The sequence below is a fragment of the Gluconobacter kondonii genome (genome assembly GCF_002723995.1).
Taxonomy (GTDB): Bacteria; Pseudomonadota; Alphaproteobacteria; order Acetobacterales; family Acetobacteraceae; genus Gluconobacter; species Gluconobacter kondonii.
Genome location: NZ_BEWP01000007.1, coordinates 166,489 through 183,936 on the forward strand (window position 1 = coordinate 166,489; position 17,448 = coordinate 183,936).

Here is a 17,448-nt window from a genome sequence, read left to right on the forward strand (position 1 = left end):
AGCGGTTCTCAGAAATCCAGATTGGCGTAATGCGCGGGCGGCGTGATGCCGCTGACCTTGTCAGACAGCAGGCCCCGGAAACAGGGCCGGGATTTCACCCGGGCATACCAGTCCTTAGCCGCGGGCGCTTTGGACCAGTTCACGTCGCCGATGAAATCGAGCGCCGACAGATGCGCCGCAGCCGCGAAATCCGCCAGCGACAGCGCAGGCCCCGCCAACCAGGAGCGCGTTTCCGCCAGCCAGCCGATATAATCGAGATGAAAACGCATGTTCGCATAACCGGCCCGCAGCGCATTACCGTCCGGATGGCCACGCCCGAACTGGCGTTTGTCCACCTTCTCGCCCAGAAGGTTCCGGGTGACCTCCTGTGCAAAACGGGTATCGAACCAGTCCACAAGCCGCCGCGTTTCAACACGGTCGGCAAAGGTCCGCCCCAGAAGCGGCGTATCGGGATAGGCGTCTTCCAGATATTCGCAGATGACACGTCCGCCAGGCACGGCCAGACCATTTTCCTCAACCAGCACAGGCACTTCGCCTGCGGGGTTGAGATGCAGAAATTCCTCGCGCTGCTCCCACACCCGTTCAATGACGGGTTCGAACGGGAGTCGCTTCTCGGTGAGGGCAAGCCTCACGAGACGGCATTGCGGAGAAAGTGGAAGGTGATGCAGGATACGCATTGCCACTTTCTAAGTCAGCCGATACCCGCTCACAAGAGCCTCACCGACTGCCCTACACAGGTCCGACGATTTTCACGATGCCCGATCCCGTTTCCGTACCCTCCTCAACCGCCCCCATGCGCATCCGTGCCCGTGGCCGTTCCTTCCTCGCGCTTGTCCTGTCACCCGAGGCCCCCCTCCCCCTCTGGCTGGACGGTCTAGACTATCAGGTTGCCCGGTCCGGGGGGCTTTTCACCGGAAAACCGATCATTCTGGATCTGGGTCTTCTTGATGAAAACACGCCGGGTCTGGCGACGCTTTTGGACGATATTGGGGGCCGGGGTGTCCGGATCATCGGTCTTGAAGGAGGAAGCCGTCACTGGCCGGCTGTCGCGCACTGGGACTGGCCGGAAATGCTGGATGGTGGCCGCCCTGCCGGGGAAGTCGAAATTCCGGAAGACCCGTCCACCAGTGCCGCAGGGCCGGTTTCGGGCGGTGGGACGCTCATTATCGATCAGACCGTGCGGTCGGGCCAGAGCATTCAGCATATGCAAGGTGACGTGATCATCCTCGGATCGGTGTCTTCTGGTGCTGAAATCGTGGCTGCGGGCTCCATCCACGTTTACGGAACCTTGCGTGGACGAGCGATTGCGGGCGTGGGCGGACAGTCCCAGAGCCGTATTTTCGCCAGCCGCATGCAGGCCGAACTCCTGGCGCTCGATGGCTATTATGCCGTGACGGAAGACATCGATCCCGCCCTTCTGGGACAGGCCGCGCAGGCCGCTCTGGATGAAGACCGTGTCCGTGTTCTGGCACTCCCCGTGTGATCCGGGCAATCACGTGATGCGGGTTGCCATGAAAGCACCCCTATTCGCAGGTTGCCGCGACGCATAAAACATTCATAGAATAAGATATCGGCCCGCGTTGGCCTGTTATGGGCAGGCGCAGACCGAAGAGACGTTTTTCTGGAGTATTCATGTCCAAGGTTCTGGTTGTCACTTCCGGCAAGGGTGGCGTCGGCAAGACGACATCAACCGCCGCGCTCGGCGCCGCTCTCGCTCAGAGCGGACAGAATGTGGTTGTGGTTGATTTCGATGTCGGGCTTCGGAACCTCGACTTGGTCATGGGTGCCGAGCGCCGGGTGGTTTTCGATCTCATCAATGTTGTGCAGGGCGATGCCCGCCTGTCGCAGGCGCTGATCCGCGACAAGCGCTGTGAAACCCTGTCGATCCTTCCCGCGTCCCAGACCCGGGACAAGGACGCTCTGACCTCCGAGGGCGTTGCCCGCGTGATGGATGAGCTTCGCGAGAAGTTCGACTGGGTGATCTGCGACAGTCCGGCCGGCATCGAACGTGGCGCGCAGCTTGCCATGTATCACGCCGATATGGCCGTGATCGTCACCAATCCCGAAGTCAGCTCGGTGCGTGACTCCGACCGGATCATCGGCCTGCTCGACAGCAAAACCAAGAAGGCCGAACAGGGTGAGAAGGTTGACAAGCATCTGCTCCTGACCCGCTACGACCCGGCGCGCGCGGCACGAAAAGAAATGCTGAGTGTCGAGGACGTGCTCGAGATCCTCTCCATTCCCCTGCTCGGCATCGTTCCGGAGAGCGAGGACGTGCTGAAGTCCTCCAATGTCGGTGCGCCCGTCACTCTGGCTGCGCCCACAAGCCTTCCTGCCCGCGCTTATTTCGAAGCAGCCCGTCGCCTGAGCGGCGAGAAGCTCGAAGTCTCGGTACCCGTCGAAAAGCGCGGTTTCCTTGACTGGCTTTTCAAGAGGGACGCATGAGTTCATGAGTTTTCTCGCAAACATCTTCGCGCGTCGCCAGCAGTCCAGCAGCGTCGCCAAGGATCGGCTCCAGATCCTGCTCGCCCATGAACGCAGCGCAGGCGGTGAGAGCGGCGAGTCCGATCTGATCCGCCAGCTTCACAAGGAAATCATGGAAGTCATCGCACGCCATGTCGCCGTCGATCAGGACAAGGTCCAGATCAAGGTTGATCGTGGCAGTGGCTGTTCCATGCTCGAAATCGACGTCGAAGTTCCACAGGAACTCAGCGGCAAGCGGACTTCGTAACACAACTGCGGCCCGAAACGCCGCGTCTGAAAGAACGGAACAACACGGATGAGCGGCTTTCTCGGAAACCTCATGAACCAGGCTGTGGGCGCGATCGGCGGGCAGCTTGGCGACAAGTTCGGCGGCAGCATTGGCGAATTTCTCAAGGGCGATGGCCTCAACATGCTCATCAGCCAGGCCCAGAGCGCCGGTCTGACCGACAAGATCCATTCCTGGATCGGCAATGGCGAGAACCTGCCCATCAGCACTGACGAACTGCGCAGCCTGCTGACGGACCAGCAGATCCAGACGATCGTCGCCAAGACGGGCCTGCCTGCCGGAACGATCCTGCCTGCGCTGGCACAGCTTCTCCCGGCTGCTGTCGACCAGCACACACCCGAAGGTCAGGCACCGTCCACGACGGCCTGACATTCAGTTTCGGCTTACAGGCTTTCAGACGCCCCGGTGGAACCTGTCCACCGGGGCGTTTTGCGTTTGGGTTCAAATTTTCTGACCGTCTGGTACCGCATCATAAGGCTGCTTCTGTTCGATCGGAAAACGGATCAGCAGATAGGGTGTGACACGCCGATCCTTGCCGTCATTGAACGACGCCAGACGGTTCCACTGCCCGAACGTGCAATAAACATGGTCCGCAGTTGCAAAAATGCCGTCGGGTGACAGGGCGCGTGGATCACGGAGCATCATTTTGAAAGAGCCATCCTGATCGCGCCTCAGGATGCAGTCATGCTCATAATTCGTCGTGTAAAGCCGGTCATGGTCATCCAGCGCCAGTCCGTCCGCCACCCCCTTTTCGCCTTCGTCGCGGATGGCAGGTGCCAAGGCCGTGTCGTCCGATGTCGAATCTGCCAGAAGGTCCACAGGCAGGCTGTAGAGCCGACGGCTGGTTAACGGCGCGAAATAGAGAGTTTTTTCGTCTTTCGTCAGGGCAATCCCATCCACGCCACCAGAGACCAGCTGGGGATGTCCGGGAATGTAGCGACGGGGCTCACCCTCCACGATGGCCATGAAACCGGCTTCCGGCAGAATGGCGGGATGTTTGGTCAAAAGTCGCCGTGCCTGCTGGGTGGCGACATCGACAACCACGAGAGCAGGGCTTGTTCCGAAAGACGAATCCGTCACGAAGACCGTCCCCTGAGCGCCGTGCGACAGTGACACACGCAAGTCGTTCATGTGACTGTCCGGCAACAGGGCTGGCGCTTTGAGAATGATTTTGTGAACGACACGATTTGTCGTCGGGTCGATACAGACAATCTTGGCGGCTCCGGGCTGAAGGGGATGCCCGGCGCGCTTGCCGTCATCAATCACCCAGAGGCGGCCCTGACGATCCGTGGTCATGCCGTGGACGGAGACAAGGCACTCTGCCGGAACATTGCCCGGAAGGCTCATCTCGGCGTTGGGGTATGGCACGACCTTTCCGTCCACCAGTTCGCCAAGCGTTGCGCCCTTATGATCCACCGCATGGCGCGGAAAACCGACAAAGGTCCGGCCATTCGGAAGCACGACGATCCCGGAGGGACCGGGGCCGTCAAATTCGGCGACGACATCAAGCGCGCCATAGGGGCCGGTTCCGTTATCCTCGTTTCCGGCGGCCCATGCCTGAGAGGTTGGCAGCGCTGCCGTGACTGCAAGAGATGCCGGGGCTGCCGACGCTGCCTGCAGGAAATGACGTCGTTTCATGTGCACTCTCCGAAATTCATTTTCAAAACAAACCGTTTCCATAACGCCCGATCCGTGTAAGGAACGCCACAGGCCCTGCAAAATGTGATCGGAATTTTTCTGGAACCGGAAAATTATGTTGACCTTCCGCAAATACGAACCAATTTTGTGGCTCATATAAAATACTAACCTATTGCGTGGTAAAAGTGCTGACCCAGCTTTCCCTTCGTCATCTGACCCTTCTGGGCACGTCCCTCCTTGGCTCCACGTTCGTTCTCATGACGGCGGAAAGCCGGGCTGCAACGCCGCAGCCTGCGTCGGCACACTCTGCTCCGGCCGCACACACACAAACTCACCCGACTCCTGCGTCCAAAAAGGCAAAGCACGCTCAGACGCCAAAACACGAGACCGAGGTTTCAGGCGGCTCAGAAGCGCTTGTCGTTACAGGAACGCGCGAGTTCGGCAAAAAGGCGCGGGATTCGATTGCCCCGGTCGATATCGTGACGAATCGTCAGCTGACAGGGACAGGTCAGCCCACACTGCGTGACTCTCTGGCCCTGCTGCTGCCCTCCCTGACCGTTCCGACAGGCGGCTTCGATGCCGGCGCCCTGACCGACAGCATTTCGCTGCGTGGCCTCAACCCCAATGAGACGCTTGTGCTGGTGGATGGCAAGCGGCGGCACACCACGGCCAATATCTACGCCGATGGCGGACCGGCACAGGGGTCCACACCTGTCGATATCGACATGATCCCCATGGCCATGATCGACCATATCGAAGTCCTGCGCGACGGTGCGTCTGCCCAGTATGGGTCTGACGCCATTGCGGGTGTGGTCAACATCATCCTCAAGAAGCAGAACCATGGTCTGACCATGCGCTCGAACACCGGGATCACGAGCGAAGGCGATGGTTTCCAGCAGGGTGTGTTCATTGATGGCGGCCTGAATCTGAACAATCGCGGCTTTGTTCATATCGGCGGCGATTTCGTCCATCAGGACCACACCTTCCGCTCAGGGAACGACAACCGCACCAACACCGACGTCAACCAGCTTCTGGGTCAGCCCGAACAGACGCGTGAGAGCGTCGCCATCAATGCGGGTTATGACATCACCGATGATATCCAGGCCTATGCCGGTGCGACCTATGCGCATCGTCATGCGGAATCCTACCAGAACTACCGCCTGCCCACTTCGCTCGCCAAATATCCGGGCTACGCGGCAATCTATCCTTATGGCTATTCCCCCATCGAGGCTCTGGAAGAAGACGATTACGAGCTGACGGCTGGTCTGAAAGGCACTCTGGCAGGCTGGCACTGGGATGTATCGTCCGTTTTCGGACGCGATTACGATGCCCTGAACGCCAACAGCACCACGAATGTGGGGCTGTACACAGCGACGGGCGAGACCCCGACATCGTTCGCAGCGCAGTCCTATAACAACACGCAGTGGACAAACAGCGTGGATCTGAGCCGCAAGTTCCGTACGTCGTTCTGGCCATATGCCATCAACGTCGCAGGCGGTGCGTCCTATCGCTATGAGGCCTATGCAATCGGAACCGGCTCTCCGGCCAGCTATAACTATTCCAGCTCGGACGGCTTTCCCGGCACCAACCCGGCCAATGCCGGAAAATGGTCTCGTGACGTTGCGGCAGGCTATCTCGACATCTCCACCAACCTGATGAAGCACTGGCAGGTCGATCTGGCCGGACGCGTCGAGCACTATACGGATGTCGGCAACACCAAGACCGGCAAGGTCTCGACCCGTTACGATTTCAGCCCGCGCTTTGCGATCCGTGGCACGTTCAGCAATGGCTTCCATGCCCCGACGCTGGCGCAGGAGCATTATTCCGCGCTATCCGTCTCGCCGACCGCTGCGAGCGGCATTATTGCAGCAAACTCCCCCGGAGCACTCGCCAACGGTGCCTCGGCCCTGAAATCGGAATCCTCCACAAGCGCCGAAGGCGGTATCATCGTCGAGCCGGTCAAGAAGCTGCACGTCACTGTCGATGTGTATCAGATCGACCTGCGGAACCGGATTATGCCGGGTGGGTCCATCTACGGATCTCAGGCTCATAGCGCGCTTGAGATGGACGGGTTCAATCTTCCTCCAGGATCTGGAAGCTGGACGGGCAGCCAGCTTGCCACGCACTGGTTTGCCAATGTCGCCAATACGAGGACGCAAGGACTTGATCTGAGTGCGACCTATCCGACCGATTTTGGACGTTATGGTCATGCGGACTGGGATGTTGCGATCAACCTGAACCGCACGCGCCTGCGCCATCAGGCCACCAGCACGACCGGAGCGCCGCTTCTGACGGCGCAGTATATCGCCTACATCACCACAGCATATCCGCGCAGCAAGATCATCTTCGGCGGGACCTGGCATTCCGCACGCAACAAATGGGCGGTCTCCGTCCATGAAATCCGTTACGGCGAGACGACATCTCAGCTCACCTATTACACGGGGCCCTACGCCTATTCCACGAGCCACTATCTGGAGTTCCAGAATGTGCCGAAATGGACGACGAATGCTTCGGTGACCTACAATATCAGTCCCAAATGGAGCGCCACGATTGGGGGGAACAATATCTTCGCCAAATTCCCGTCTGTGGTGCCTGAAGGAAACCGCTATCTTGGCGTACCCAAGTACTACATGAGCACATCGCAGCTCGGCATGAATGGCGGGTATTACTACCTGGACGTTTCGGCGCGTTTCTAAGCCGTATTGGGACATGCGAAGCGTAGCGCATGTCCCAAACCAGCTTGTTAAATCAGGCTTTTCGAACCGTACAAAGCGACGCGATATGGCGTCTGCATAGCGCCATATCGGGCGAAGCGCTCTGCTTGCAGGCCAGTTCGAAAGCCTGCGTTTCGCGTGCTACCAGTGCGAGCGCCGGGAGAGGCCAACGATCCAGTGCCTGACTGAAAGCCGCGGTACGTTTGAAGAATACAGGGGGTTTCAGGGACTTCATGGCTTCGGCCCGCCCCTGCCCGTCCTGCACAGCCTGAGCAACTTTCTGAAGCCGCACCAGCACACCCAGAACCGTACGCGCCACCGCTACGGGATTTGCCCCATCTGCCAGGGCCCGTTCGAGCGCCTGATCGGCCATCATGCGATTTCCGCACAGAGCCGAAAACGCTGCATCTTCCAGAGAATTGCCACCGGCATCGCCAACGCAGTCCTGAACGGACGATAGATCAAGACGACCATTCGGACCGGCATACAACAGAAGTTTTTCAACTTCCCCCCTCACCCCGCTGCGGTCAGACCCCAGCACGCCCAGAAGCCAGATAAGGGCATCGCGATCGATGGTGACGCCCGCCTGAGCAAGTGCTTCCGTCACGGTCTGGGAAAGAGCGCGCCCCTCTTCGGGGTAGCAGGCAATGGAGGCAACCTGTTTGTGGGCCTCAGCCAGAGCACGCAGCTTCGAGCGTGCTGTAATCCCCGGAGCTTCGAGGACGACCAGAGCGTCCGTGTCCGCGTCCAGCACCCGCTTGAACAGGGGAGCAAGGCTCTCCTGCCCGTCCCTTACCCAGACGACACGCCGCCCCCCAATCAGGGAGAGTGCAGTGGCCTCTTCTTCAAGACGATCCTGCGTTTCCCGGTCAAGCTGCGCCACCTGAAACGGATCATCCGTCGTGCCGGCAACCCGCCGGACCGCCTGCGCGGCCCGTTCCCGAATGAGGCCGGTATCCTCTCCATGAAGCACGATAGCCCGCCAGGAGCCGGCATTGTCCAGTGTTCGCGCGATATTCCGTGCGTCGATTTTCACCACTTACTGGGCGGATGTGCTGGTCGTGCTACGGGACAGACGGCCGGTGGCAGATGCCGGGAAGCCGTCAACGCCCGTTCGATCCGTCGCTGCGTTCCCGTTGTCGTCAGGCATCCGATCTGTGTTCAGATAGCGCGGCAGTTCATCAGGCGCCGCTTTCTCGGGCATGTTATGACTGCGGAACCAGATCGCGAGCTGCTGTGTCACGCTCTGTGCCAGCGTATCGGAAACACGCGCCTGAAGGGTTTCATCATTCAGGGTTTGAGCAAAATACTGCTCGAAAGTCGTATTGAAACCATCCAGCGTCGTCGCATCACCCTGCGCCAGCATACGCGGATTCTGCTCCACTGTTATAAGCACCCAATGCGCCGAACCCGTACTGCGCGTTCGGCCCGAGGTGTTATCCTCATGGATGTCGACAGCTTCCTCATTCATGCTGGAATAGACTTTCAGCATGTATTTGTGAGGATCTTCCGGTCCGGCGCCCGCCAGATTCTTCTGCAAAGCCAGACGCAGCAACTGGCCATAACGCCCCGGAATGTTGTCCACATAAACTTGGGCCAACTCTTCCGACATGTCGGATTTCGGGGTCAGCTTTCCGTAGAGGGGTGAGAAACCACATCCCCCCAACAGAAGACAAGCCGTGAGCAGAAAAGTGCCGCGACGGTCAGACATCACCCGGCAACCACGAAGTTGACGATCCGGTTCGGAACATGAATTTCCTTCACCAGACGCTTTCCTTCAAGCAGACGGGCCACGTTTGGCTCGCTTTTGGCTGCGGCAAGCACCTGCTCCTTCGGTGCATCCGGCGGGACCTCAATGGTCCCGCGCAGCTTACCGAGGATCTGCACGCCAATCGTCACACTCTGGACGGCAAGCCACTGCTCTTCGGCTTCCGGCCATGGACGATCCACGACCAATGCACTGCCCGGCTCCAGAATCGCCATCATGTCTTCCGCAAGATGCGGCATCATAGGTGCCGTCAGCAGACACAGGACCTGTGCCGCCTCACGGCGGGCTGCCGCAATGCCGTCTCCTTCAAGACGCTCGGCCTCGGCCAGTGCCGAGGTCAGTTCATGCAGACGCGCCACGGCAACATTTGGCGTAAAGGCTTCAAGCGCCTCACCTACAGCGACGATGGCCCTATGGGTCACACGACGCAGGTCTTCCCCGACGGGACCGTGGATGCTCTCGGCAGCATCACGGCTTGCAACCGATGCAACCAACCGATGCAGCCTCTGGCCGAAGCGGGCAGAAGCTGCCACGCCGGAGGCCGTCCACTCCATATCCCTTTCAGGCGGACTATCGGACAGAACGAACCAGCGGGCCGTGTCAGCGCCGTAATGCTCAATGATATCGACAGGCGAGACCGTATTACGCTTGGACTTGGACATTTTTTCGGAACGGCCGATCTGCACCGGCGCTCCTGTGTCCCGACGCACAACAGTGTCACCACGACGCTCGACGTCTTCGGGATAAAGCCACCCGCTCTCGTCCCGATAGCTTTCATGCGTCACCATGCCCTGCGTGAAAAGACCGGCAAACGGTTCGTCCACATCCAGATGACCGGTCTCGTGCATGGCGCGGGTGAAGAACCGTGCATAAAGCAGATGCAGAATCGCGTGCTCGATACCGCCGATATACTGATCAACGGGGAGCCAGCCATTCGCCGCAGCCGGGACCGTCGGGGTCTCGGCATGGGGACTTGTGAAGCGGGCAAAATACCAGGAACTGTCAACGAAGGTGTCGAAGGTGTCAGTTTCCCGGACAGCTGGCGTGCCGCAATGCGGGCAGTTTACATGCTTCCAGGTCGGATGATGGTCGAGCGGATTCCCGGGTCGGTCAAAGGTCACGTCTTCCGGCAGGATAACGGGAAGCTGCTCGTCGGGAACAGGAACCGGACCACAGGTCTCGCAGTGAATAATGGGGATCGGGCAGCCCCAGTAGCGCTGACGAGAGATGCCCCAGTCGCGCAGGCGCCAATTCACGACGCCTTTTCCAGCGCCCAGACCTTCAAGGTGTTCGATTACCTTCGTGCGGGCAGTCGCGGGATCCAGTCCATCCAGAAAGCCTGAATTGAACAGGGTTGCATCGCCCGAAACGGCCTTTTTGCCCAGAACGAAAGTTTCAGCATCCTGTCCCGCAGGCAGCAAGACCTGCGGAACCGGCAGATCGTATTTACGGGCAAAATCAAGGTCGCGCTGATCACCACAGGGACAACCGAAAACGGCGCCGGTCCCGTAATCCATCAGGACGAAATTGGCGATCCAGACAGGAGCCGTCTTTTCGGGATCGAGCGGATTGGCAATACGCAGTCCGGTATCAAAGCCACGTTTTTCAGCAGCTTCGATCACCTCTTCCGAGGTTCCAAGGCGACGGCATTCCTCAATGAACGCAGCGGCCTGCGGATTGCTCTCGGCAATCTTGCGCGCCAGAGGATGCTCCGCCGAAATCCCGACGAAGCTGAGACCGAACAGCGTATCAGGGCGCGTCGTGAAGACTTCGATACTGTCCAGATCCGCATCATAGCCCACAGGAGGCTGATGAAGGGCAAAACGCACCCGTGCGCCTTCGGAGCGGCCGATCCAGCGTTCCTGCATCGTGCGGACGCGCTCGGGCCACCGGTCCAGCGTCTTGAGGTCATCCAGCAGTGGCTGGGCAAATTTCGTAATCTTCAGGAACCACTGGGAGAGCTTCTTTTTCTCGATCAGAGCCCCCGAGCGCCAGCCACGTCCGTCGACGACCTGCTCGTTCGCAAGAACCGTCTCATCGACCGGATCCCAGTTGACCAGAGAGTCCCGGCGCTCAACCAACCCAGCTGCCAGCATGTCGACGAACAGTTTCTGCTGTTTGCCGTAATATTCGGGGAGGCAGGTTGCGATCTCACGATCCCAGTCCAGTGAGAAACCGAGGCGCTGGAGCGTGCCGCGCATGGCTGCGATGTTGTCCATCGTCCATTTGCCGGGATGAACATTCCGCTCACGGGCCGCATTTTCCGCCGGAAGGCCGAAGGCATCCCAGCCCATCGGATGCATGACCACAAATCCGCGGGCCCGCTTGTAGCGCGCCACCACGTCCCCAAGCGTGTAGTTCCGCACATGCCCGACGTGAAGCTGTCCGGACGGATACGGAAACATCTCTAGCACATAATATTTCGGGCGGTCGGCCGGAGGAACATCAGGAACGGAAAAAGTGTTCCGGCGCTTCCATTCTTTCTGCCAGAAGGGTTCGCGGCTCTGGAAATCGAATGCGGGGGCTGGGGTATCGTTCATATTTGACTCAGTTGTCCCGCTCGCCATTTTCGGCGCGCAGCTGACGCGCACGCGTCAAGATACGGGTGGTGATATCGGAGGTTGTGGTCGCGGAAACAGGAGTGTCTTCCCACTGACCATCCTGAAGAACCTGCCGGAAAACGGAAACCCGCAGAGCATCCGAACGCAAGCGACGGTCCAGGACGTAGGCTGCAATTTTGAAACGCTCATTCTGAGTGGCGGAAGGCTTATACCAGTCCGTCAGAATGACGCCACCCACGGCATCGGCAGACGCCAGCGGCATGAACGACAGCGTATCGATCGCGCCGCGCCACAGATAAGCATTGACCCCACCACGAAGCTCGTCGGCACCGCCCTCAGCTCCCCGGTCCACACCCAAAAGATGATTGCGCGGAGCAGTCAGGGTGCTGGGATCGCGGCCACCACCACAGGCGGAAAGCGCGCTGAGAGCCAGACATCCAATGGCAATACGGGCCACTGGTCTGTGAAAAGGTCGAAGAACGGTCAACGGGATGCGAGACATCATGGGTGGTCCTGCGGGCCGCGCCAGGGCCGGTCACAAGCAAGGATACAGACTGGCGAGGCCTGTAGCCGGCAACTTCTTGAGTGTTCATATCGCGCCGAAGGCGCAAGGCCAAGCACCTGACGGAAGATGTTCCTATCCTGCAGTCACACCCGCCTTACTCAGCACCTCAGCCAATCTTGCCTGTTGCACAGGTTTTGCAAATACGAAGCGGCTGACAATTCTGGAAACCGTTAGGTCAGGCACCAGACGCAGAAGGTGACGACAAACCTGCTGAGCCTCATCTGGAAAAGCCCCCGCTTCAGTCAACGCGACCAGATAGTATACCAAGGCACTCGGACAGGACGGATATAGGCCAGACATCAACCGTCCCATTGAAATAACTTCGTGATACTCTTCACCCAACAACAAAATCATCATGAAAGCCGGTCGCAAGAGTTCAAGGAACTGCGAACGACATCCATTTTGCAGAAGAATTTTTACGTTACGAACAACTGATTTTGTCTCTCCCTGAAGAAGCTCCAAAATAATATGAGCCATTAGGCTGTCAGGAGAATCTTTTTGATTTCCCTCATTGCGGGAGATTTTCTCAATAGCATCCCGAACGACTGATACAGCCGTACTGCGACTTGCAGAATCATACATCAGATACGCAGCCAGCAGGACTTCAACTGCGTGCGTATCCGGCAGAAGCGAGGCCGCAGCCCGGACACTACGCAGACCCCGGGCAAAGAGAGCGTCTGCTTCCGCACTCCATTCATTTTGAAAACGTATATAGCAGTACATCGCATCAATCAGAGCGATGGCTCCATCATCCTTTTCAAAACCTTCCGCATCATTCAGCAGAAAGTCGATTCTTTTAAAGAACGAAGAATCATACTTCAAAAGGAGCGTAAAAGCCCGCAGCGCCATACCCAATGGCGACAGCTCCGTGTCAGGACGTCCTGCAATTCGCCGGGCTTCGGCAACAAAAATACTCCACTGCATGGCCTGTGCCGGTGTCAGCATACTGTTTCGGGTCTGATCAGACCCTGAAGAGGGGAAATCGTAATGCGTTCCCCAAATGATAACGCCGTTCCTTCGTGCATCGAGAACGCGAAGAATAAGACGACTCTCAGTACCGCTCTCCCCGCTACGCAGACTTGTAGAGATGACGTAGTCTGCTCCAAGAGCCTGATACGCCATCATGGCGCTAACGGAGTCCAAAAGGGAAATATCAGGAGCCGCGACGATATCAAAGGTTCCCATGCTTACAAACATGAGCTCCAACTTGTCTCGAAAAAGCTGTCCATATTGCAAAAGCTTTTCGTCGAAACATACCGGCGCCTGAAAAATCAGGGAGATCTTTCGAGACTGTATGCCGGAAGGATTACGGGTCATATAGTGCAGCGGCAAGGCCAGCATGGGATCTGGCCGGGGCATAGAGACGGAAAAAGACGCATCTGAACTGGGGGGAGGCGAGGCAGTCTGAGAGACATCTCTCGACAGCCCTCCACTGACACCCTCTATTCCGATGCCATTAATCAGCACCTGTGTGGCCGGGGCAAAGGTATGTCCTTCGACATTCCCGAGTACACTCGTCATCTGTTCAACAAGCGCAGCTGCGCGGACGTGATCCCCACGGTGAAGAGCCGTTTGTATTCTAGTGCGCCATGCAACTTCGCTGAAGTTGTCGAACTTCAAAAGGCGCTCAGCCATCTCTGCAACCTGATCCGGATCCGTAAACTCTCGGACGGCGCTTTCATAAAGTTGCTGAAGATGACCGGTGAGTCGTTCTCTTTGCTGGGTAATCCATTCGTCTAACGCCGGATCAACGCCAATCAACTCACCGAGAAGTGTTTCATCTGACCAGACCACACTGTCAATCGTTCGAAGACTAGCTGTCAGCAGTCTTTCAGCATCCACAGATGTTAGGGCTGGCTTGAGTGCAAGTGAATGGCGCTGAACGTCAATGACATCCACACCCAAAGGGCTCAGAGCATCCAGAAGACGATGAATTTCTTGCCGAAGAGAAGCGCGAGCCATATCTTCCGGCCTCTGGCTCCATAACAACTCAGCAAGACGGGATCGCAAAACAGGCTTACGGTCGGAAAGAGCCAGAATCGCCAGAAGAGCACGCGTCTTTCCACCGACAGGGAGCACGCTGTCTCCCATGAGTGTTTTCGCCTCCATCTGCCCAATCAGCTTCAGACGCAGAAGAGTGGGGTCAGTCTCTCTGACCTGACGGGATAAACTATCCATCATCTTTATTGCTCCCACGATCAGCACCCCCGCCCCGAAAGCATAGAGCTTTCAAACCGTTTCAACGCAACACCACAAGCAACGCAGATCATGGCGATTCTCAACCCAGTCAAACCTGCCCCTCCTGACCAGAGAGATATTGTGTTGGGATGACGGACGCGAACGTGATCTATCCCACTCAGGATTTGGCACTACCAGAAAAATACATCACCCTTTGATAAAAAAGGGCGTAGCACAAACCCGTAGCAGAAGCCTTAGCAGCAAGAATACCCAGAAAAAGTTTAAATAGCTTAAACAAACTCTACCATTCTCTTTTCGTCCACGCACCTCAACCCCGTAAGGCTCAGTTTTTCGGATTTTCCATTAACGATTTAAAGCTTTAGAATATATACGATGTCTTTGTAGCGCAGAGATGGTTGCAAAAATAGAGAACCCGCAATAGGGTAAAAGAGGTTTGTCCGCGTAGCTCAGCAGGATAGAGCACAGGATTCCTAAGGCTTTAGAATTGGGCGCCATGATGGGAAACCGTATGGTGGATTTGCTCAAATTCGGGGAACGCTCTGATCATCTTGATCGTGCCAATCCCGAGCCAAGCGTTCCGGCGCGCCGGAACGAAGGTGTAGAGACTGTACGGGCAACACCTTGACTGCGTTTCTCGTAGTTGTGGTGAAGAGACAGTCCAGACCACAAACATGCTTTGCGGCATGGCGGCGAAAGCCGAAGTGGTAAGAATCCTGGGGCCGGAGGTTCGAATCCTCTCGCGGACACCATACAGACAAAACATCCTTACAAAACTACCGTTTTGCCCTGATGTTTTATAATTCAGAGGGTACATTTTAGAACGACCTTCTAATGACCAGCATAAATGCGAATCAGTCACGCAGTATTTGCCGTTTACGACGTCAATCCAATAAAATTACCATGAATATGAAGTGACTCTATTCTCACTTACTTGTTATATAAATATTGAATAACCGAACATGGTAGTATGCGTATCGATATCCAACGCTTCGCGCTACCTTTCTGGCAGAACTTGTCTCGGACTTCATCCCTCAAAAAATAATAATCTTTTTGAAATATTAGATTGACACATCATTTTCCTCGGTGCGCGCGCGTTTGTCTTTTTATGAGGAAGCTTTCCGAACTGCGCTATCAGTCCATATTTTTATAACCGTACATTAGGGTGAGTTTTCTGGACAAGGTTAAAGGTCTGGCACCGTATCGGGCTGCTGCTGAAACAAACACGCACCCGTCTGAACGCGTATGGTCTGCTGTCGCGGAAGAAAAGGCAGGATACTCCTGCAACAATACCAAAAAATTATGATTTTGACGCGTTTCTGACCGATGTGAGGACTGCATGACCACAATCCATAATCTCACACCTTCCCCGCTGCGTACGATCGTTTTACAGGGGCGCAACGGAACCGTTTCACAGGTTATCTTGTCCCCCAAATCATCCGCTGACTGCCTGGACTATACGCTGGACTTTTCGGCGATTCTGGCTGGAACGGATGATACACCAGCCACAATCAAGTCAACCACACTTACCGCCACGGGTGACGCTTACGAGCTCAAGGCCATGTGGAGTGCCGTATCGGGGACAATGGTGGTGGTGTTTCTTGCAAGCGGGCAGCCCGACACGACACAAAAAATCCTTTTCGAGATCACGACCCAGCAGGGCCGCGTCTATTCCGTAATGGCTGTCCTTCAGATCACGGCACTGACCGGTGCAACTGCACCTCCATCGGACTTCACGGCTGATACCCTGACGAACGGTAAAGTTCTGATCGCCGACACGGAAACTCTACCGTCGGGCTATTCGTCGAACGGTCGCGTCGTGATGGCCACTGAAGCCGCGGCCCCCATTGGCACGCCCTCTTTTGAAAGCGTGACAGCAGGGACTTATTCCGGCGATGGCTCGGGACTGAATGTCATTAGCAGCGCCAAGATCCAAACCATCGGGCAATGGATCGCGGCACTATCCTCGGGCGGGACTCAGGGCGTCGAGATCAAAGCAATCAACGTGACACAAGGTGCTGTCGTGGCAGGTCAGTCGTCGACGGTAACGCTGATCGCAACCCTCACCGATGGCACCACAACCGCCCCTGTCACGTTCGATGTCCCAGCTGGATCTCCCGGCACACAGGGCCTGCAAGGGAATACCGGCGCAACAGGAACGGACGGCAAAGACGGCCAGGTTGGACCTGCCGGCGTAGGGATCGCATCTGTCGCCGTGAGCCAAAGCCCCGTCACAGCGGGTCAGCCTTCCACCGTTACCCTCACAGCGACAATGACCAATGGTGCAACTGCACCTGGGGTTTCCTTCCAAGCCCCTCCCGGCGCAGGCGGCGGCGCAACGGATTTTACGGCGGCGGCGATCAATACAGCCCTCGGTTATACGGCCGCGAATGGGACTGATTACCTGCCATTACAGATGGCATCCATCTCCAATATCCCAACCCTAAGTCACCCGTCTGATGCAGGTTCTGATCCATCACTATTTAGCATGGTAGATGCAACCAAAGAGCATGGTATTAATATTGGATTTACATCTAACAATAACTATAATCGATTTACCATCTTATCAAAAGATAATTTCCCACCTTGCCTAACACTGCAAGATAACTACGGATATGGTGGATATTTATTCTTAAAAACCGTTAGTGGAAATAACTCTTTAGCCTCTCCCTGGTTCGGAATAGACGGGACCTGGGGCGAAAGTGGAATAATGTGGGTCGAGAAGGACTCCGATAGTGGAGTGTACTGGAAGATCTCCTGTCCTTCCACATCCACCCAGAATGCGGCGGCAACATTCGACATCACCGCGTCCAATTCAGACAATACCAAATATCTATCAACTCCTGCCGTATCGATTTCAAAGGCTACAAATCAGGCAACCTTGGCTGCCGAGCCAGTTATCTTGGCTTATAACGCCTACACATTCACAACGCTCCCTGCCTCCCCTGTCGCGTGGCAGCGTGCCGTTGTCACAGACAAAGCCATCGGCTCTGGTTCACAGGGCGTCATGGCGATGTGGAACCCGAATACGAAAGCATGGACAGGCTTGAGCGGAGAGACGCTCGTATGAAGTGACGGCTCTGGCACGACTATCCGGGCTTCTAGCTGTTCAGCAGTTCGAGACGCGCTGACAATATGTATCGAACTGCTGATTTGAGAGCTCCATAGCGTATTCGCGTTTTCTCACCCGTACCCAAGGAGCAAAAAATTCTCCGACTACCTGTCGCGAGTACCCA

14 protein-coding genes are annotated in these 17,448 nt (G+C 56.8%); 7 read left to right on the top strand and 7 right to left on the bottom strand.

Features of this window, described 5'->3' with window-relative positions; all coding sequences use genetic code 11:
- Window positions 1–8 precede the first annotated feature (8 nt).
- Window positions 9–677, bottom strand: a complete 669-nt coding sequence (fzlA, locus tag GKO01_RS09890) for an FtsZ-binding protein FzlA (RefSeq protein WP_099286929.1) — start codon at window positions 675–677, stop codon at window positions 9–11.
- Window positions 678–754: 77 nt separating this feature from the next.
- On the opposite strand from fzlA, the gene minC reads away from it, so the two are divergent.
- The 4 genes from minC (at window position 755) to GKO01_RS09910 (ending at window position 3,139) form a co-directional block, all read left to right on the top strand.
- Complete coding sequence (gene minC / locus GKO01_RS09895) at window positions 755–1,483, top strand: septum site-determining protein MinC (RefSeq protein ID WP_099286978.1); 729 nt, start codon at window positions 755–757, stop codon at window positions 1,481–1,483.
- A gap of 149 nt (window positions 1,484–1,632) precedes the next feature.
- Complete coding sequence (gene minD, locus GKO01_RS09900) at window positions 1,633–2,445, top strand: septum site-determining protein MinD (protein ID WP_062027254.1); 813 nt, start codon at window positions 1,633–1,635, stop codon at window positions 2,443–2,445.
- Window positions 2,446–2,449: 4 nt separating this feature from the next.
- Window positions 2,450–2,731, top strand: coding sequence for a cell division topological specificity factor MinE (minE, locus tag GKO01_RS09905; protein ID WP_099286930.1), 282 nt, complete (start codon window positions 2,450–2,452; stop codon window positions 2,729–2,731).
- Window positions 2,732–2,779: 48 nt separating this feature from the next.
- Window positions 2,780–3,139: a YidB family protein gene (locus GKO01_RS09910; protein WP_099286931.1), complete on the top strand. Its 360-nt coding sequence runs from the start codon at window positions 2,780–2,782 to the stop codon at window positions 3,137–3,139.
- A gap of 72 nt (window positions 3,140–3,211) precedes the next feature.
- On the opposite strand, the gene GKO01_RS09915 is transcribed toward GKO01_RS09910, so the two are convergent.
- A complete protein-coding gene (locus GKO01_RS09915) occupies window positions 3,212–4,408 on the bottom strand; it encodes an SMP-30/gluconolactonase/LRE family protein (protein WP_099286932.1) in 1,197 nt (398 codons plus the stop codon).
- A 257-nt stretch (window positions 4,409–4,665) separates the two neighbouring features.
- On the opposite strand from GKO01_RS09915, the gene GKO01_RS09920 reads away from it, so the two are divergent.
- Window positions 4,666–7,104: a TonB-dependent receptor plug domain-containing protein gene (locus GKO01_RS09920; RefSeq protein WP_174694285.1), complete on the top strand. Its 2,439-nt coding sequence runs from the start codon at window positions 4,666–4,668 to the stop codon at window positions 7,102–7,104.
- A 52-nt stretch (window positions 7,105–7,156) separates the two neighbouring features.
- On the opposite strand, the gene holA is transcribed toward GKO01_RS09920, so the two are convergent.
- From holA to GKO01_RS09945, 5 genes are all read right to left on the bottom strand, one after another.
- On the bottom strand, window positions 7,157–8,158 hold the full coding sequence (gene holA / locus GKO01_RS09925; RefSeq protein ID WP_099286980.1) for a DNA polymerase III subunit delta: 1,002 nt from the start codon (window positions 8,156–8,158) through the stop codon (window positions 7,157–7,159).
- Window positions 8,159–8,161: 3 nt separating this feature from the next.
- Complete coding sequence (locus GKO01_RS09930; protein WP_099286933.1) at window positions 8,162–8,833, bottom strand: hypothetical protein; 672 nt, start codon at window positions 8,831–8,833, stop codon at window positions 8,162–8,164.
- On the bottom strand, window positions 8,833–11,430 hold the full coding sequence (gene leuS, locus GKO01_RS09935; RefSeq protein WP_099286934.1) for a leucine--tRNA ligase: 2,598 nt from the start codon (window positions 11,428–11,430) through the stop codon (window positions 8,833–8,835). Before leuS ends, GKO01_RS09930 begins: the two co-directional genes overlap by 1 nt.
- A 7-nt stretch (window positions 11,431–11,437) precedes the next feature.
- The gene (locus GKO01_RS09940) at window positions 11,438–11,956 is read right to left on the bottom strand and encodes a DUF3576 domain-containing protein (protein WP_244901407.1); all 519 of its coding nucleotides are present in this window, start codon (window positions 11,954–11,956) and stop codon (window positions 11,438–11,440) included.
- Between the two features lie 132 nt (window positions 11,957–12,088).
- Window positions 12,089–14,197 carry an AfsR/SARP family transcriptional regulator gene (locus tag GKO01_RS09945; RefSeq protein WP_174694279.1) on the bottom strand — a complete coding sequence of 703 codons (2,109 nt, stop codon included), beginning with the start codon at window positions 14,195–14,197 and terminating at the stop codon, window positions 12,089–12,091.
- Between the two features lie 511 nt (window positions 14,198–14,708).
- On the opposite strand from GKO01_RS09945, the gene GKO01_RS16475 reads away from it, so the two are divergent.
- Window positions 14,709–14,840 carry a hypothetical protein gene (locus tag GKO01_RS16475; RefSeq protein ID WP_264815858.1) on the top strand — a complete coding sequence of 44 codons (132 nt, stop codon included), beginning with the start codon at window positions 14,709–14,711 and terminating at the stop codon, window positions 14,838–14,840.
- Between the two features lie 711 nt (window positions 14,841–15,551).
- Complete coding sequence (locus GKO01_RS09950) at window positions 15,552–17,282, top strand: phage fiber-tail adaptor protein (protein WP_099286936.1); 1,731 nt, start codon at window positions 15,552–15,554, stop codon at window positions 17,280–17,282.
- The last annotated feature ends 166 nt before the right edge of the window (window positions 17,283–17,448 follow it).

Bases quoted from the DNA above. Each gene is read 5' to 3' on its own strand.
- GKO01_RS09915 (WP_099286932.1), bottom strand. From the start codon at position 4,408: ATGAAACGACGTCATTTCCTGCAGGCAGCGTCGGCAGCCCCGGCATCT.
- GKO01_RS09950 (WP_099286936.1), top strand. From the start codon at position 15,552: ATGACCACAATCCATAATCTCACACCTTCCCCGCTGCGTACGATCGTT.
- minC (WP_099286978.1), top strand. From the start codon at position 755: ATGCCCGATCCCGTTTCCGTACCCTCCTCAACCGCCCCCATGCGCATC.
- GKO01_RS09930 (WP_099286933.1), bottom strand. From the start codon at position 8,833: ATGTCTGACCGTCGCGGCACTTTTCTGCTCACGGCTTGTCTTCTGTTG.
- minD (WP_062027254.1), top strand. From the start codon at position 1,633: ATGTCCAAGGTTCTGGTTGTCACTTCCGGCAAGGGTGGCGTCGGCAAG.
- leuS (WP_099286934.1), bottom strand. From the start codon at position 11,430: ATGAACGATACCCCAGCCCCCGCATTCGATTTCCAGAGCCGCGAACCC.
- GKO01_RS09910 (WP_099286931.1), top strand. From the start codon at position 2,780: ATGAGCGGCTTTCTCGGAAACCTCATGAACCAGGCTGTGGGCGCGATC.
- minE (WP_099286930.1), top strand. From the start codon at position 2,450: ATGAGTTTTCTCGCAAACATCTTCGCGCGTCGCCAGCAGTCCAGCAGC.
- fzlA (WP_099286929.1), bottom strand. From the start codon at position 677: ATGCGTATCCTGCATCACCTTCCACTTTCTCCGCAATGCCGTCTCGTG.
- GKO01_RS09940 (WP_244901407.1), bottom strand. From the start codon at position 11,956: ATGATGTCTCGCATCCCGTTGACCGTTCTTCGACCTTTTCACAGACCA.
- GKO01_RS16475 (WP_264815858.1), top strand. From the start codon at position 14,709: ATGATGGGAAACCGTATGGTGGATTTGCTCAAATTCGGGGAACGCTCT.
- GKO01_RS09920 (WP_174694285.1), top strand. From the start codon at position 4,666: ATGACGGCGGAAAGCCGGGCTGCAACGCCGCAGCCTGCGTCGGCACAC.
- GKO01_RS09945 (WP_174694279.1), bottom strand. From the start codon at position 14,197: ATGATGGATAGTTTATCCCGTCAGGTCAGAGAGACTGACCCCACTCTT.